Consider the following 17,338-nt stretch of genomic DNA (forward strand, 5'->3'; position numbering starts at 1 on the left):
TGGAGGGATGATGTCGGATGCCGCGCAGCGAGCCGTGATCACGGCGCCGCCGACCGCGTCGGGCGTCGTGATCGGTGCCCCCGGCACCGGTAAGACGCGCACGCTCGTCGACCGTGTGGTGCAGCTCCTCGAAGTCGAAGGGCTGCGGCCGGAAGAGGTGCTGGCGCTCACGCCGAGCCGACAGGCGGCCACCGCGCTGCGCGACCGGATCGGCGTGCGCATCGGCCAGGCGACGCCGGGACCGCTGGCCCGGTCGCTCGGGTCGTTCGCGTTCCAGCTCGTCCGCGGCGCGATGGTGAGGGAGGGCGCGGAGCCGCCGGCTCTGCTCACCGGCGCCGATCAGGACCGCATCATCGCCGAACTGCTCGCCGGCGATGCCGAGGACGCCCGCATCGCCTGGCCTCCGGCGCTCAGCGAGCCCGTACGCGCCTCGAAGGGCTTCCGCTCCGAACTCCGCGCCTTCCTCGCGGAGTGCACGGAGCTGGGGGCGAGCCCGGCCGAACTGCGCGCCACCGGCGATGCGGTGTGGACGGCGGCGGCCGACTTCGTGGAGGAGTACCGCGCGGTGCTCGATGCCCTACGGGCCGCGCACCGCGACGCCGCCGATCTGCTCAGCGAGGCAGCGGGGATCCTCCGCACGGCTGACAGCGCGACCCTCGGGCCGCTGTCGCCCCTGCGGGTGGTGCTCATCGACGACGCCCAGGAACTGACGCGCGGAGGCATCGGCGTGGTGCAGGCGCTCCTCGACCGGGGCATCGCGGTCCACGCATTCGGCGACCCCGACATCTCCTCCGGTGCCTTCCGCGGAGCCAGCCCCGAGCTTTTCGCGCAACTCGCCGGCGCGCTCACCACCGTGCACGTGCTCGACGGCGCCCACCGTCAGCGCCCGCTGCTGACCGCGTTGACGCGCACGGTGACGCAGGCGATCGGCGTCTCGGGACGCGTCGAGCATCGGCGCGCCCCGGCGCCCACCGCGGGGGACGACAGCGCGGAGGTCTCGACCTTCCTCGCGCCGTCGCCCTACGAGGAGTTCGACCGCATCGCGGGAGTCATGCGCGACTGGCATCTGAGCGCCGGCATCCCGTGGGAGCGGATGGCGGTCATCGCCCACGACACCCGTCAGGTCACAGCCTTGGAGACCGAGCTGGCCGCGCGCGAGATCCCGACGAGGGCCGCCGGGGTGCAGCGCCCGCTCGGGAGCGAGGGGATCGTGCGCGACATCGTCGGCATCGTGCGGCTCGCGCTGACTCCGGACGAGGACCGCACCGTGCAGGCCTGGGAGGAGGCGCTGCGGACGCCGTTCGGCGGAATGGACGCGATCGCGCTCCGTCGGCTGCGCGCGCGGCTCCGCCACCTCGAACTCGGTCAGGGCGGGTCGACTCCCGCGCGCGAGCTGCTGCGCGCGGCGATGTCGGCGCCGGCCACCCTCACGCTCATCGATGCACCGGAGTCGCGGACCGCCGAGCGCTTCGCCGAGACGGTCGCCGGCGTCGCTCGTGCGGCGGCGGAAGGCGAGACGATCCACGACCTCCTGTGGCGCATCTGGGAGCAGGCCAGGGCCGTCGACGGGCGGCGGCTGCAGGTCGCGTGGCGGGAGATCTCGCTGCTGCCGACCGGAGCCGAGACGGCGCGATCGCTGGATGCTCTCGTGGCTCTGTTCGACGCGGCCAAGCGCTTCGTCGAGCGCACACCCGACGAGCGCCCCGAGGTCTTCGTGCGCGACATCCTCGACAGCGAGGTGCCGGAGGACACGCTGTCGTCGCCGGACCGGCCGGGGACGGTCACCCTGCTCACGCCGGCCACCGCGCTCGGCACGGAGTTCGACGCGGTGGTCGTCGCCGGTGTGCAGGACGGCGTCTGGCCCAACGTACGGCTGCGTGGCGGGCTGCTCCAGACCTGGCGGCTCGCCGACGCGCTGACCGCGGCGCGCTCCGGCCTCCCGGCGGAGGTCCCGGGCGTGCTCGACCGGCGTCGGGCGGCGCTCCATGACGAGTTGCGGCTGTTCGTGCGGGCACTCTCGCGGGCGCGCCATCGCCTCCTCATCACCGCGGTGGACGATGACGACCTGTCACCCAGCGCCTTCTTCGGATTCCTTCCCCCTCCGGAGCCGCCGGAGCGTCATGCCTCCGCGGAGCACCCGCTCACGCTGCGCGGGCTGGTCGCGCGGCACCGTCGGGTGCTCACCACGACACACGCCGAACCCGCGAGGCGCGAGGCGGCCGCCCAACTCGCCATCCTCGCCCGGGAGGGCGTGCCGGGAGCGCATCCGCACGACTGGTACGGCGTCACGGCGCCCTCGACGGCGGCGCCGCTGCGCGATCTCGCTGCGAGCGGAGCCCGGGTGTCGCCCTCGGCGGTGGAGTCGTACGAGGAATGCGGGCTCAACTGGGTCGTCTCGGCTCTCGGCGGCGACACCGTCATGCCGCCGACGGCGGGCATCGGCACGATCGTCCACGAGGCGATGGAGCGCGTGCCGGACGGCGACCTCGCGCGCATGCGGGAGATCGTCGAGGAGCATTGGCCGGAGCTCGACTTCGAGACGGCCTGGATCGGGCGCAAGGAGCGTCGTCGCGCCGACCTGTTCGTCGACCGGCTGCACAGCTACCTCGGTGAGGTGACGAGGGACGGCGGGCGCGTCCTCGGCAGCGAGGTGGAGTTCCGATTCGCCGTCGACGTGTCCGGCGAGACCGCCGAGCCGAGCGTCTACCCGGTGGGGGAGGACCGCGGTCACCGCGCCATCGTGCACGGCTACATCGACCGGGTCGAGGCGTATCCGCCCGGCGCGGGCGAACACGGACCGGCGCGCGGCCGCGGCTGGCAGTCGATGGCCGGTGGGCCGGAGGGGACCACGGTGGTCGTCGACCTCAAGACCGGGAAGACCGATCCGGAGGCGGACGGCGGCGTCGTCGACCATGCCCAGCTCGCGGCCTATCAGATCGCTGTGCAGGAGGGGCTCGTGCCCGGTGCCGCGCCCGGTTCGCTCGGGGGCGCGCGTCTGGTGATCGTCTCGAAGACCCTGGCGAAGAGCGACTACCGCGTCGCGCACCAGCACGCCTTGGACGCCGAGGCCCGGTCGCAGTTCCTGCACCGGGTCGCCGAGGTCGCCCGCGGCATGTCGGCGGCGAGCTTCACGGCTCAGGTGGAGGCCCACTGCGCCGACACGCAGCGCCGGGTCCATCCCTGCCGCATCCACACCGTGCCGGCGGTGAGCGCATGACCGCAGGAACCCCGGACGCCGTGCTCTCGGCGACCGACATCGCCGCCGCGCTCGGACTGCCGACCCCGACGGCTGCCCAGCAGCAGGTGATCGAGGCGCCGCTGGAGCCGGCGCTCGTCGTCGCCGGGGCGGGCAGCGGCAAGACGGAGACCATGTCGGCCCGGGTGGTCTGGCTCGTCGCGAACGGGCTCGTCCGCCGGGACGAGGTCCTCGGCCTCACGTTCACCCGCAAGGCGGCGGGGGAGCTCGCGGAGCGCATCGGCGCCCGCCTCGCCGTCGTCGACGAATACGGTCGGCGGGGCCTGCTCCCGCATCTCCCGGAGATCGTCGCCGGAGGGGCACTGCGTCGAGTGGCGGAGGCCGCGCCGGGGCGGCAGCGCGAACTCGTGCGCAGCCATGTTCTCGACGAGCTCGCCCAGCACTACGGCACGGCCGGGGAGCCCGGGGCGCTCCGCACCGCCGACGACCTCCTCATCCGTCCCCGCGTCTCGACCTACAACGCCTTCGCCGACGGCATCGTGCGCGAGCACGCCGCACGCATCGGCCGGGATCCCGATGTGGCGATGCTCAGCCAGGCGGCGTCCTGGATGCTGGCGCGGGAGGTCGTGCTCCGCAGCGATCTGCCGGAGCTGGAGGAGGTCGACTACGCCCTCGGAACAGTCATCGACGCCGTGCAGCGGCTCGCCGGCGCGGCGCTCGACCATCGCGTCGACCTCGCCGAGGCCGAGCGTCTCGCGGCAGCACAGGCCGCGGCGTTCGAGCCCTACCGCTCCCATGCCGATGTCGAGAAGGCGGCGGTCAACCTGCGCACCCTCCCGACTCTGACCAGCCTCGTGCGCGACTACATCGCCGAGAAGGACCGGCGCGGCGTGCTCGACTTCGCCGACCAGGTGTCCGGAGCGTACGACATCGTCGAGTCCGCGCCGGACGTCCGCGCCGAGCTCCGGGAGCAGCACCGGGTCGTGCTGCTCGACGAGTACCAGGACACCTCGGTGATCCAGACGCGCTTCCTCGCGGAGGTGTTCCGCGACACGGCCGTGATGGCCGTCGGCGATCCGCACCAGTCGATCTACGGGTGGCGCGGAGCCAGCGCCGACAACCTTTACGCATTCCCCCGATCCTTCTCGAGCACGGGGGATGTGCGCACCTACAGCCTCATGACGAGCTGGCGCAACGACCGCCGGATCCTCGACGTCGCCAACCGGGTGTTGGAGCCTCTGCAGCGCCCCGGACTCGACGTGCCGCCGCTGGAGCCGCGGCCGGGCGCGGGGGAGGGCACGGTCGCCGTGCGCTACCCGTTCACCGTCGACGACGAGGCCGCCGAGGTCGCGGCCTGGTTCGCCGAACGTCGCGCCGCCCACGAGGAGGCCTCGACCTCCCCGCACACCGGCGCCATCCTGTTCCGGTCCAAACGCCACATGCAGACCTTCGCCGGCGCGCTCGCCGCGCGAGGCATCCCGCACCGCATCCTCGGACTCGGGGGCCTGCTCGCCACGCCCGAGGTCGTCGACGTGGTCTCGACCCTGCGGGTGGTGCACGACCCGACGGCCGGTTCGGCGCTGATCCGGCTCCTGACGGGCCCGCGCTTCGGCGTCGGGGTGGCGGATATGGCGGCGCTGTACGAGCTGGGACGCGCGCTCGCGGAGCGCGACACCGCCCTCATGCCCCTGCCGGAAGAGGTGCGGGCGCGGCTGCGCTCCTCCCGCGGTGCCGACGAGGCCGTCTCCATCGTGGACGCGGTCGACATCGTGCGCGCGGTCCGCGACGACTATCGCCTGCTGGAGGGCATCACCCCGGAGGGCCGCTCCCGGATCCGCGCCGCGGGGGAGATGCTGGAGCGCCTGCGTCGCGCGTCGTCCCAGCCGATCCCGGAACTCATCCGGCTCATCGAGCTGGAGCTGCGATTGGATATCGAGCTCGCCGCCAACGAGACCCGGGGACCCGCGCGGGTCGCAGCCACCCAGCTGCGGGCGTTCGCCGACGAGGTGCGCGCGTTCCTCGCCGCCGACGAGCGCGGCACGATCGGCAGCCTGCTGGCCTGGCTCGACAAGGCGGAGAGCACCGACGAACTCATGCCCCGACCGGAGCCCCCGGAGCCCGGGGTCGTGCAACTGCTCACGATCCACGGGTCGAAGGGCCTGGAGTGGGACGCCGTCGCGGTCGTGCGCCTCGTCGTCGACGAGCTGCCGGGGCGGGTGTCCGACACCTCGGGATGGTTCGGGTTCGGCGTCGTGCCGTTCGCGCTGCGCGGAGACCGCGACGCGCTCCCGCGTTTCGTCTGGGACCCGGAGGAGGCGATGGAGGGCGAGGCCGACCCCGGCAAGCGGCAGAAGCTCGCGCAGGCGTCGCTGTCGGGCGGGGCGACGAAAGCGAACCCCCACGGTGGCGCGCTCAAGCGCTTCAAGGACGCCTACCGGGAGTATCAGCGCCAGGAGGAGCGTCGCCTCGCCTACGTGGCGATCACCCGCGCCAAGAGCGACCTGCTGCTGAGCGGCGCCCACTGGGCGGGTCAGAAGGCGCCGCGCACGCCGAGTCCGTACCTCCTGGAGGCCATCGACGTCCTCGGGCTCGACGCGATCCCTCCGGTCGACCCGGACGAGAACCCGTACGACGGTCCCGGCGCCACGCTGCACTGGCCGCTCGACCCGCTCGGCGGACGGCGCCCCGTGGTGAGCGCCGCGGCGGCGGTCGTCGAGGAGGCCCTCCAGGGCGACACCCTCGAGCCGACCGAGGAGTTGCGCCGGCTCCTCGACGAGCGCGCCGCCCGCCAGCGCGGGACGGACGCGGAGGCACCCACGCGAGTGCCCGCCTCCCGGTTCAAGGACTACGTCACGGACTACACCGGGACTCTGTCCTCGCTCGTGCGCCCGATGCCCGAGCGCCCGTACCGCCAGACCCGTCTGGGGACCCTGTTCCACGCGTGGGTCGAGCAGCGCTCGGAGCTCGTCGGTGTCGGAACCCGGGTGGACGAGGCGCTCTGGGAGGTCGACGAGGACGAGCCCGAGGACGACGGTGCACCGGGTGCTCCGGCATCCGGTGCCGCTGCGGACGCCGCCGACCTCGCCGCACTGCAGGAGACCTTCGAGCGGAGCGAGTGGGGGCCGTTGCAGCCGCTCGCCGTGGAGATCGAGATCGACTTCGCGCTGGGAGCCGGCCTCCCGGGAGTGCGCCCCGACGCGACGGAAGCCCACATCGTCATCTGCAAGCTCGACGCGGTGTACCGACGCGCCGACCGCGGCGGACGTATCGAGATCGTCGACTGGAAGACCGGGCGGGCGCCACGCACACCGCAGGAGCGCGAGGAGCGCATGCTGCAGCTGGCCCTCTACCGGCTCGCGTACCACCGGCGTTTCGGCGTCCCGCTCGAGGAGATCGACGTGGCGCTGTACTACGTGGCCGACGACCTCGTCATCCGCGGGGACCGCGTCTACTCCGAGGAGGAGCTCTTCCAGCGCTGGAGCGCCGCCCGCGCCGCGCGCTGAGCCTCTTCGGAATCGTCGTCGTCCGTCGTGGGGGAGGAGGGGAAGGAAGTATCGACCCGTCCGCTTCCGCGCGTCTCGGCGAACGCGTGCGCGACGCCGGAGAGGTCCTCGGTCTCGATGCTCGCCACGGCGGCACGATGTTCCGCGTCGGACTGCGACGGCGCGCCCGCGGGCTCGCCCGCCTCCGCCACCGACGACACGGTGCGCGCGGCGTCGAGATCCACGTCGTCCGCCTCCGCCGCCCAGAGCTCTTCCGGGTTGTAGGCATCGGTCTGCATCGAGGTGTCCACCTCGGGAGCGGCCGCCACCGGCACGCGGTCGAGCGCGTCCATCGCCGAGTCCACGTCCGAGCGGCGATCACTGGGCACGCCGAGATCGTCGTGGCGCAGGCCGTCGGCGAGAGCCTCCAGCAGCGCGGCCGCGTCCTCCACGATGTCCTCGCGTCGCAGCGCGTCCCCGTGGACGAGCCAGCGGGCGAACTCCAGCTCGGCGAGCAGCCGCGCACGGATCTCGAGACCGGCGTCGGGAGTTCGATCCATCGCACGGGCGTACGCGCCGTGCACGTCGGCCGCGGCGTCGGGCGCGGCCGACAGCCAGGACAGGTCGAGCGCCGGATCGCCGACCGCGAGACCGTGCCAGCCGATCACGCCGGTGACCTCGGGGCCGCGCTCGGGATGATCGTCGAAGAGGAACGACGTGGCCTGCGCGCCGCCGAGCACGACCGTCGACTCGAAGCGCCACAGGTCGTCGTCGGCGACGGCCTCCCGCCACCGCACCGTGAGGCGGGCGGGGACGCGTCCCGTGGCTGCGGCGGTGTCGACGAGCCGTTCCAGCTCGGCGCGGCTCTCCTCCGCACTGCGCATCACGAGTCCGGCACCGCGGACGACCGACGTCGGCAGCGCGTGCACGGCGGCGATCGCGGCCCCCATGGACTCCGCGGCGCCGCGTCCGGCGGGAACCATCGACGCCTCGATCTGGAAGCCGGGGAGCAGTTCGGTCACGAGCGCTCGGCCCTCGCCCACCCTCGTCTCGCCGACGTATCCGGGAGCGCGGAACGGGAGCATGGCGCGCGCGCCGTCGGTGAGGGCGCGGAGCGCGAGGGCTTCGGCCGCCAGCTCGCGCGCGGCGTCATCATCGTCCGCCACGCGGATCGCGAGCTCCCGGCCGTCGGCGAGGGAGGCGACGGCGGAGTCGAAGCGCCCGTCGCCGTTCGCGGTGAGCGCCCGGGTGCCCGTGACCTCCGCGCCGGGAAGTGCGGCCGTCACCGCCGCGGCTAGAGTGAATGGAGAGCGTCCCATGCCCCCAGGGTAGGTCGGCTCAGGGGCGGTCCCGCCTCCGCCACGCCCGTGAGAGAGGGAGTCGATGAGCATTCCGCGCCCGTTCTTCGACCGCGCCGCCGAACTCCGCGAGGAGGAGGGCGTGATCGAGCGTCTCCGCGGCCTCGCGGCCTCGCGCGTCATCGTCGTCCGGGAGGGGCGTGTGCGCGTCGCGGCCTCGGCGCTGCTGCGCGTCTCGGCGGACGACGTCACGGACGGGACATGGGCGCTGCTCGGTCGGGAAGCCGACGGCTCCGCGCTCCTGCTCGCCGCGCTGCCGCCGGAGACCGATGCTCTCGACACGGCGCCGGACGAGATCTGGCTCGGCCTCCGCGACCTCGGCGGGCGCCTGGACGCCGGGGAGTCCGAGGTGCTCGTCGCCGCGGTCGCGCTGGCCGGCTGGCTCCGCGACGCCCCGTTCTGCCCCACCTGCGGCGGAGGGACGGAGCTGCGCAACGCGGGCTGGTCGCGGCGGTGCCTGGTCTGCGGCCGCGAGCACTTCCCGCGGACCGACCCCGCGGTTATCGTCGCCGTCGAGAGCGCGGACGGCGAGCGGTTGCTGCTCGGTGCCAATGCGAACTGGGGCGGTCGCATGTACTCCTGCTTCGCCGGTTTCACAGAGGCGGGCGAATCCCTCGAGGCCACCGTGCACCGGGAGATCGAGGAGGAGTCCGGCGTGCGCCTCTCGACGCTGCGCTACATCTCCTCGCAGGCGTGGCCCTTCCCCCGCTCGCTCATGGTCGGGTTCCGCGCCGCGGTCGAAGACGAAGCCGCGGCCAGACCCGACGGCGAGGAGATCATCGACGTGCGCTGGTTCACGCGGGAGGAGATCGGTTCCGCGCTCGCCGGGGACGGTCCCGTCGGGTTGCCGGGACCCGCCTCGATCGCGCGCGCTCTCATCGTCGACTGGTTCGAGGAGCGCCCGTGAGCGCACTCGATGCCCTCGACGAGCGGCAGCGAGCGGCGGCTTCGGTCCTGCGGGGGCCGGTGGCGGTGCTCGCGGGGGCCGGAACCGGGAAGACCAGGGTCATCACGCACCGCATCGCGCACGGGGTGGACACCGGTGCCTACTCGCCGTCCCGGGTGATGGCGGTGACGTTCACCGCGAAGGCCGCCGGTGAGCTCCGCGGACGCCTCCGTGCGCTGGGCGTCGAAGGCGTCGCCGCCCGCACCTTCCACGCGGCCGCGCTCGCCCAGCTCAACTTCTTCTGGCCCACGCTGGCGGGGGCCCCCGCGCCGTCGATCATCGACAACAAGGTGCGCATGCTCGGTCAGGCCGCCGATGCCCTCCGCCTGCGTCCCCGCACGGCGACCCTGCGCGACATCGCCTCGGAGATCGAGTGGCGGAAGGTGTCGATGATCTCGATCGACCGGTACGCCGAGCTGGGCCGTCCGATCACCGGGATCGACCCCACCCAGCTCGTGGAGCTGATGCGCGGCTACGAGGCGCTGAAGGACGAGCGTCATCAGCTCGACTTCGAGGACGTGCTGCTCGCCTGTGCGGGGATGCTGGAGACCGAGCCACGGGTCGCAGCCGCCGTTCACGAGCAGTACCGGCACTTCACCGTGGACGAGTTCCAGGACGTGTCGCCGCTCCAGAACCGGCTCCTGGAGCTGTGGCTGGGCGATCGGCACGACATCTGCGTGGTGGGCGACGCCAGCCAGACGATCTACTCGTTCGCGGGGGCGGAGCAGCGGTTCCTCCTCGAGTTCGAGCGGCGGCACCCCGACGCGACGGTCATCCGGCTGGAGACGAACTACCGGTCCCAGGCCCCCATCCTGACGGCGGCGAACGCGCTGATGCACGGTCGCCCCGGGGCGCTGGAGCTGGTCCCCGCGCGGGAGCACTTCACCGCCGAGCCGCCGACGGTCACGGCGTACGACTCGGAGTCGGAGGAGGCCGCGGGGATCGCGGCCGGTGTCGCGGCCCGTATCGCCGACGGCGCCTCCCCGTCCGAGATCGCCGTGCTGTATCGGGCCCATGCGCAGTCCGCGGTGCTCCAGCAGGCGCTCGCCGCCGAGGGGATCGCCACCTCGGTGCTCGGCGGCACGCGATTCTTCGCCATGCCGGAGGTACGCCAGGCGATCCTCGCGCTCCGTGCGGCGGCGGTCGCGCCGACCGAGCACGGATTCCTGCCAGGGGTGCGGCGGGTGCTTCGCGAGCTGGGACTCACCGAGGAGCCGCCGGCCGCCGGGGGAGCTCAGCGCGACGGCTGGGAGGCCCGACGGGCCATCCTGCGGCTCGCGGAGGATGCCGGACCGGAAGCGACCCTGCGATCGTTCAGCGACGAGCTCATGGCCCGCGCGAAGGATCAGCACGAGCCGACGATGCGGACGGTGACGCTGTCGACGCTGCATGCGGCCAAGGGCCTCGAATGGCCGCACGTCTACCTCGCGGGGTGGGCGGAGGGGTCGCTGCCCATCTCGTATGCCACGACGTTCGAGGCCGTGGACGAGGAGCGTCGCCTCGCCTACGTGGGGGTCACGCGGGCTGCGCGCACGCTGGAGCTGTCCTGGGCGCGATCGGCGGGGCGCGGCGAACGGGCGCCCTCGCGGTTCCTGGCGGAGATGGGGACGACGGGTCGCGGCACAGGCATTCTGCGCGAAACCGCACCGAACGCCACCCGATCGCGCCGTCCGCGCTGATCCGGGCGATGCGGGCGGCCTCGGGGTCGGCGAGGAGACGCGCAGCGACCGCTCCGGCCGCAGCCACCCTGGCGAGTGTGATGCGTCCGGGGTCGCAGCCGACGAGCTGACCGTGGAGCAGCGGCCAGGCAGGGTCCCGAGCGGTGTCCTCGGCATCCCGGCAGGTCAGACACGGCGTGAGCCCCGGCACGACCAGCGGTCCCACGGTGATGCGCGCCGGCTCGACGGCGATCGGCAGGTGCGGGGAGTCCGTGCGCAGGAACGGCGCGAACTGCACGGCGGCCGCCGCACCGGGAACGAGGACGACGGCGACCACCGTCGATGACGGCGCCGAGGTCGTCGCGAGCGACACGCCTTCGTCGGCGAGCGCCTCGCACAGCCGCCCTTCGGCGCGGGTGTCGGTGAGCCCGAGCGTGGACACCCGGGCGGCGAGCGGGCGGGCGGGCTCGTCCTGCAGTGCCGGGTCGACGATGGCCAGCAGCCGTCTGGCCTCCTCCCGCGGCGCTCCCGCGCGGTGCGCGATGACATCGAAGGCGCTGCGTCGGAACCCTCGGCGCATGCGGCTGAGGAGCCGTTCGACCCAGGGCGCGGACGCCGGGACCCGGATGGCGGGATCGTCGCCGACCTGGAGGGTCATCCCGTCGCGCCAGAGCAGCGGGAATGCGGGGTCGAGACGGGTCAGGGTCGTCGGGGTGAGCGGCACCCCTCGATTCTGCGGAGCATAGTGGAGCCGCAGGCCGATTCGGGGGATCGGTGGAGAAGTCGGCGGTCCGTCCGTGGTCGGGGAGGGAGAGTGATCGTCCGTCCCCGACCCGGATGGCCGGACTCAGACCGGGCGCTCGCCCTCCGGAGTGTCGTCGTCGCCGTCGGTGCGCGGATCCGTCTCGCCGTCCTCGGCGGGCGCCTCCGCGGAGAAGTCGTCGCCGTCCAGCAGGCGGGCGAGCGCCTCATCGAATTCGTCGGCCTCGGGCTGCTCCCCGCGCTCGGCGGCCTGCAGACGCGCGATCAGGGCCGTCGGGTCGTCGATGTCCTCGGCGGTGGGCATGAGGTCCGGGTAGTCCCAGAGGGAGTCCCGGGCGGCGACGCCGACCGCGTCCGTGACCGCCCGCCACATGGCCGAGGCCTCGCGGATGCGTCGCGGTCGGAGCTTGAGCCCGACCAGCGCACCCAGAGCGTCCTCCGCGGGGCCGCCGACGGCACGGCGACGACGGGCCGCCTCGGCGATCCGGCCGCCGTCCGGCAGTCGGGAGGTGGCCTCCGCCGTGACGACGTCGACCCACCCGTCGATCGTCGCGATGAGGTTCTCCAGGCGGGCGAGGGCCTCGCGCTGCGCCTCGGTCTGGGTCGGGAGCAAGGCTCCGCCCTCGATCGCCGCGCGCAGCTCCTCGGGGTTCGAGGGGTCGAGGCGGCTCGCCACGTCCTCCAGGGCATCGACGTCCACCGTCACGCCGCGGGCGAAGTCGGTGATCTGCGCCATCACGTGCAGGTGCAGCCACTTGGCGTGCCGATACAGGCGGGCGTAGGCGAGCTCGCGCGTCGCGACGTAGAGGGCGATCTGGTCTGCCGGGATCTCGAGCCCCTCGCCGAACGCGGTGAGGTTCTGCGGGATCACGGCGGCCGTACCCGCGGGGAGCACCGGGATGCCCACGTCGCCTCCGGAGACGACCTCGAGGGACAGGTTGCCGAGGACCTGACCGAACTGGGCGGCGAACACCGATCCGCCGAGGCCCCGCATCAAGCGTCCCGCGCCCTGCACCACGCCGCGCATCTCCTCGGGCACCTGGGTGTCAAGGGCGGACGTCAGCGCGTCGGCGATGCTCGTCGAGACGGGGCCGGCGATCTCCTTCCACACCGGAAGGGTCCTCTCGACCCACTCGCCGCGGGTCATCGCCACCGGCGGCTCTGCGAGCTCGGAGATGGTGGTCGCCTCGCTCAGCCAGAGACCTGCGAGTGCGAACGAGTCGGCGAGGGAGGAGCGGGAGCCGTCGCCGATGCCCTGACCCTCGCGGTTGGCGATGTGCAGGGCCTGCCGGAGCGAGTTCTCCCAGGGATCACCGCCGAAGGCGCCCTGGAGCTGCGACATGATCGTCTGCATCATCGCCGGGTCGAAGGCGAAGCCGTCCATCCCCTGGAAGGCGCCGCGCAGCGCCTCGGGGTCGATGTCTCCACCGCCCTGGTTCGAGAGCATCCGTCGCAGGAACTCCTGGAAGTCCTCCGGGTTCGGTTCGTTGTCTGCCATGTCGCTCGCCCTCTCAGCACGTCTGAAGCCGTGGCATCTACGCTAGTCACAGGTTTCAGTGCGCGTCCCCGAAGCGGGCAGATCGCTGTACGCCGCTCGCGAACGACGGAGGATTGCTGTGGAACGACCGCGTGCAGGGAAGCTCGGACTCGGGGTCTGGGCGCTGGTGGTCGCGCTCGCCGCGCTCGCCGTCCTCACCTTCCTGCCCTCGCCGTACGTGATCCAGCGTCCGGGCCCCGTGTACGACACCCTCGGTACCGCGAAGAACGCCGACGGCGAGCAGGTCCCGCTCATCAGCGTCGAAGGGACCGAGACGTACGAGACGGGCGGCACGCTCGACCTGACGACCGTCCAGGTCGTCGGCAACAGGGAGCGCACGCCGAGCTGGTTCGAGCTCGCGCTCGCCTGGATGGACGCCTCGCGCGCCGTCGTGCCGCTGGACGCGGTGTTCCCCGAGGGCGTCACGACCGAGCAGCGCGACGAGCGGAACGCGATGCTCATGGTCGACTCACAGCACGAGGCGACGGCCGCTGCGCTGAACGAGCTCGGCTACGACACCGGAGCCGAGGTCGTGGTGGTCGACGCGGTCGAGGGCTCTCCTGCCGACGGCCTGCTCGAGGCGGACGACGTGATCACGGCGATCGACGGCACGCCCGTGACCTCGGCGACCGCGCTGCGCGAGGCCATCCAGGAGGCGGGCGGGGATCCGGTCGCGCTCACGGTGCGCCGCGACGGCGCGGAGCAGACGGTCGAGATCACGCCGGAGGAGCAGACCCAGGACGGCACGACGACGTGGCTGATCGGCATCACGCTGCGCACCGATTACGACTTCGAGGTCGACGTCACGATCCAGCTCGACAACGTCGGCGGCCCCAGCGCGGGCATGATGTTCGCCCTCGGGATCATCGACACCCTGACCCCGGGCGAGCTGAACGGCGGCAAGGAGGTCGCGGGCACCGGGACGATCGACGCCGAGGGGACCGTCGGACCGATCGGCGGCATCCGCCAGAAGCTCTACGGCGCCCGTGACGCCGGCGCGGACTACTTCCTCGCACCGGAGGCGAACTGCGACGAGGTCGTGGGGCATGTGCCGGACGGCCTGCAGGTCATCCGCACCGCGACCCTCGACGAATCCCTCGCGGCGCTCGAGGTCATCGCGGAGGACGGCGACGTCGACGCGCTGCCGACCTGCGACGTTCCCGCCACCTGAGCCCGCGCGGTCGTGACCCCGCCGTGACCGGTGTGACAGCCCGCCCACAGCGAGCGGTGCCTAGGATGGAGGGGTGACCTCGACCCCAGCCCAGCCCCCGGCCACGCCTCGAACCTCCCGACGCATCCTCGGCATCTCCCTGGTGATCATCGCCGCGCTCATCGCGGCGTTCTTCGTCTTCGCGTCGCTCTACACCGAATTCCTCTGGTTCGACCAGGTCGGGTTCACCGGCGTGCTCACCACGCAGTGGATCGCGACGGCGGTGATGTTCGTCATCGGCTTCCTCGGCATGGCGGTTCCGCTGTTCGTCGTCATCCAGCTCGCCTACCGGCTCCGTCCGGTCTACGTGCGGCTGAGCTCCCAGCTCGACCGCTACCAGGAGGTCATCGAGCCGCTGCGCCGCCTCGCGATGTGGGGCATGCCGATCTTCTTCGGCCTCTTCGCCGGATTCGCGGCGGCCGGCAACTGGAAGACCGTGTGGCTGTGGGCCAACGGCGTCGCCACCGGTGAGGTCGACCCGCAGTTCGGCGTCGACACCGGTTTCTACATGTTCGCGATGCCGTTCTACTCGATCCTCCTCGCGTTCGTCTCGGCGGTCCTGCTGCTGAGCCTTCTCGTCACCGCGCTCGTGTCCTACCTCTACGGCTCCGTGCGCATCGGCCAGGGCGAGCTGCGCATCTCGAAGCCGGCCCGCATCCAGCTCGCGGTCATCGCAGGGCTGTACCTGCTCGTGCAGGCGGCGAGCCTGTGGCTGGACCGCTACAAGACCCTCGTCGAACCGGACGACCGGATCACCGGTGCCGCCTACACGGGCGCCAACGCGACCATCCCCGGCCTCGGCATCCTCGCGATCATCGCCGCCGTCGTCGCCATCCTGTTCTTCATCACGGCCGTCATCGGCCGCTGGCGCTTCCCCCTCGCGGCGACCGCGCTGCTGATCGTGGCCTCGCTGGTCATCGGCATCGGCTACCCGTGGGTGGTCACGACCTTCCAGGTGAAGCCGAACCAGAACGCCTATCAGGCCGAGTACTACCAGCGGAACATCGACGGCACGAAGGAGGCCTACGGCGTCGCCGACCTGGAGACCACGGCCTTCGAGGCTGAGACGGACGCCGAGGCCGGTCAGCTCCGCGCCGACGCGGAGACCACGGCGTCGATCCGCATCATGGACCCGAAGGTCATCCCGCCGACGGTCCGCCAGCTCGAGCAGTACCGCGGCTACTACCAGTTCCAGACGACCATGGACGTCGACCGCTACGAGATCGACGGCGTGAAGCAGGACACGGTCGTCTCCGTCCGTGACCTCGACATGTCGGGTCTGGGCGACGGTGACAACTGGAACAACCGCGTCGCGGTCTACACGCACGGCTATGGTCTCGTCGCCGCGGCCGGAAACCAGCGCACGACGGACGGCGAGCCCGTCTTCCTCGAGCGCGGCATCCCGACCTCGGGCTTCCTGTCCGAGCAGGGCGACTTCGAGCCGCGGGTCTACTTCGGCGAGAATTCCCCGGAGTACTCCATCGTGGGCGCCCCCGAGGGGGCCGACCCGGTCGAGATCGACTACCCGCGGGGCAAGGACGGTTCGAGCGAGACGAAGACCACGTTCTCCGGGAACGGCGGACCGAAGATCGGCGACAGCTTCACCAAGCTGCTCTACGCGCTGAAGTTCCAGTCGGAGCAGATCCTCTTCTCCAACCTCGTCAACGACGACTCGCAGATCCTCTACGACCGCGACCCGAAGACCCGCGTGCAGAAGGTCGCGCCGTACCTCGAGCTCGACAGCGACCCGTACCCGAGCGTCGTGGACGGCCGCATCGTCTGGATCGTGGACGGGTACACGACCAGCTCGACGTACCCGTACTCGACGAGCGTGAGCCTGTCCGACGCGATCGCCGACTCGAACGTGCCGACGCCGTCGCTCGCGATCGACGACATCAACTACATCCGCAACTCGGTCAAGGCCACGGTCGATGCCTACGACGGCTCGGTCACGCTGTACGCCTGGGACGAGGAGGACCCGGTCCTGAAGACCTGGCAGAAGGTCTACCCGTCGACCCTCAAGCCGATCAGCGAGATGTCCGGGGAGCTCATGAGCCACGTCCGGTACCCGACCGACCTGTTCAAGGTGCAGCGCGACATCCTCGGCATCTACCACGTCGACAAGGCCGGCTCGTTCGCCCAGCAGGACAACCGCTGGCAGACGCCGAACGACCCGCGCAGCGACGCGATGCTGCAGCCGCCGTACTACCTGACCATGCAGATGCCAGGGCAGGAGGAACCGCGGTTCTCGATGTTCTCGACGTTCATCCCCGCCTCCCAGGGCGCGGGCGGCAGCCGCGACGTGTTGATGGGCTACCTGGCCGTCGACTCGGATGCGGGCGCCGAGAAGGGCGTCAAGGCCGAAGGTTACGGGCAGCTGCGCATGCTGGAGATCGACACCGACACCACGGTGCCCGGTCCCGGCCAGGTGCAGAACACCTACAACTCGGATACGGCCGTGGTGCCGCAGCTCAACCTGCTCCAGCAGGGGGAGTCCGAGGTCATCTACGGCAACCTGCTGACTCTGCCCGTCGGTGGCGGTCTGCTCTACGTCCAGCCGGTCTACGTGCAGTCGTCCGAGGGGACGCAGTTGCCGCGTCTGCAGAAGGTGCTCGTCGCCTTCGGTGACCGGGTGGCCTTCGAGAACACCCTCACCGAGGCGCTGGACACGCTGTTCGGCGGCGACTCCGGCGCGACCGGTGGCGATGACGAGGTCGAACCCACCGACCCGGAGGCGACCGATCCCGACACGGGGGAGACGCCGACCACGCCGACGCCGACGGATGAGCAGGCCGACGCCCTGGCGAAGGCGCAGCAGGCGCTCCTCGACCGCCAGGCGGCCCTCACCGAGGGTGACCTGGAGAAGTTCGGCGAGGCGGACAAGCGGCTCACCGCGGCCGTCGAGAAGCTCCTGGAGCTGGAGGCCGCTGCAGAGTAATCTCGCCACGCACACGAAAGGGCACCCCCACGGGGTGCCCTTTCGCATTCCCCGTCGCTCCCGCGTCTCTGACGCGCGTCCGCCGCATCAGGCGCTCGCGCCGTTTCAGGCGACATCCTGCAGGCGTGCCTGCTGTCGCGCGGGTGCCTGCGTGCGCGCGTGGCGCGCCGGGACAGGCGTTCTCGCGGCAGCAGGCGGGCGCGCGAGGTCAGGCGCCCTCCTGATAGGAAGCCTGATCTGGCGCGAGTGCC

8 protein-coding genes are annotated in these 17,338 nt (G+C 72.1%); 6 read left to right on the forward strand and 2 right to left on the reverse strand.

Annotated elements, in window-relative coordinates; translation table 11 throughout:
- Positions 1-7: 7 nt before the first annotated feature.
- Positions 8-3,217, forward strand: coding sequence for an ATP-dependent helicase (locus M4D53_RS07550; protein WP_187663667.1), 3,210 nt, complete (start codon positions 8-10; stop codon positions 3,215-3,217).
- Positions 3,214-6,699 carry an ATP-dependent DNA helicase gene (locus M4D53_RS07555; protein ID WP_259953129.1) on the forward strand — a complete coding sequence of 1,162 codons (3,486 nt, stop codon included), beginning with the start codon at positions 3,214-3,216 and terminating at the stop codon, positions 6,697-6,699. Before M4D53_RS07550 ends, M4D53_RS07555 begins: the two co-directional genes overlap by 4 nt.
- Here the strand turns inward: M4D53_RS07555 and M4D53_RS07560 are convergent.
- A complete protein-coding gene (locus M4D53_RS07560; RefSeq protein ID WP_259953130.1) occupies positions 6,645-7,997 on the reverse strand; it encodes a protein kinase family protein in 1,353 nt (450 codons plus the stop codon). The two genes, M4D53_RS07555 and M4D53_RS07560, sit on opposite strands and share 55 nt — an antisense overlap.
- Positions 7,998-8,061: 64 nt before the next feature.
- Between M4D53_RS07560 and nudC the strand changes: the two genes are divergently transcribed.
- Both nudC and M4D53_RS07570 read left to right on the forward strand, forming a co-directional pair.
- Entirely contained in the window at positions 8,062-8,943 is an 882-nt protein-coding gene (gene nudC / locus M4D53_RS07565) for an NAD(+) diphosphatase (protein ID WP_259953135.1), read from the forward strand.
- The gene (locus M4D53_RS07570) at positions 8,940-10,661 is read left to right on the forward strand and encodes an ATP-dependent helicase (RefSeq protein WP_259953137.1); all 1,722 of its coding nucleotides are present in this window, start codon (positions 8,940-8,942) and stop codon (positions 10,659-10,661) included. The genes nudC and M4D53_RS07570 overlap by 4 nt, the downstream gene beginning before the upstream one ends.
- Before the next feature lie 826 nt (positions 10,662-11,487).
- Here M4D53_RS07570 and M4D53_RS07575 read toward each other — a convergent pair.
- Positions 11,488-12,900 (reverse strand): zinc-dependent metalloprotease, encoded by a 1,413-nt coding sequence (locus M4D53_RS07575; protein ID WP_259953138.1) that lies wholly within the window; start codon positions 12,898-12,900, stop codon positions 11,488-11,490.
- 118 nt (positions 12,901-13,018) lie between these two features.
- On the opposite strand from M4D53_RS07575, the gene M4D53_RS07580 reads away from it, so the two are divergent.
- Both M4D53_RS07580 and M4D53_RS07585 read left to right on the forward strand, forming a co-directional pair.
- Positions 13,019-14,110: a YlbL family protein gene (locus M4D53_RS07580; RefSeq protein WP_259953140.1), complete on the forward strand. Its 1,092-nt coding sequence runs from the start codon at positions 13,019-13,021 to the stop codon at positions 14,108-14,110.
- A gap of 73 nt (positions 14,111-14,183) precedes the next feature.
- Positions 14,184-17,087: a UPF0182 family membrane protein gene (locus tag M4D53_RS07585; protein WP_187663674.1), complete on the forward strand. Its 2,904-nt coding sequence runs from the start codon at positions 14,184-14,186 to the stop codon at positions 17,085-17,087.
- Positions 17,088-17,338 lie beyond the last annotated feature (251 nt).

This window comes from Microbacterium meiriae, assembly GCF_025143875.1.
GTDB classification, from domain to species: Bacteria; Actinomycetota; Actinomycetes; order Actinomycetales; family Microbacteriaceae; genus Microbacterium; species Microbacterium meiriae.

Coding starts and splice junctions, on each gene's coding strand:
- M4D53_RS07575 (WP_259953138.1), bottom strand. CDS start 12,900: ATGGCAGACAACGAACCGAACCCGGAGGACTTCCAGGAGTTCCTGCGA.
- M4D53_RS07555 (WP_259953129.1), top strand. CDS start 3,214: ATGACCGCAGGAACCCCGGACGCCGTGCTCTCGGCGACCGACATCGCC.
- M4D53_RS07560 (WP_259953130.1), bottom strand. CDS start 7,997: ATGGGACGCTCTCCATTCACTCTAGCCGCGGCGGTGACGGCCGCACTT.
- M4D53_RS07550 (WP_187663667.1), top strand. CDS start 8: ATGATGTCGGATGCCGCGCAGCGAGCCGTGATCACGGCGCCGCCGACC.
- nudC (WP_259953135.1), top strand. CDS start 8,062: ATGAGCATTCCGCGCCCGTTCTTCGACCGCGCCGCCGAACTCCGCGAG.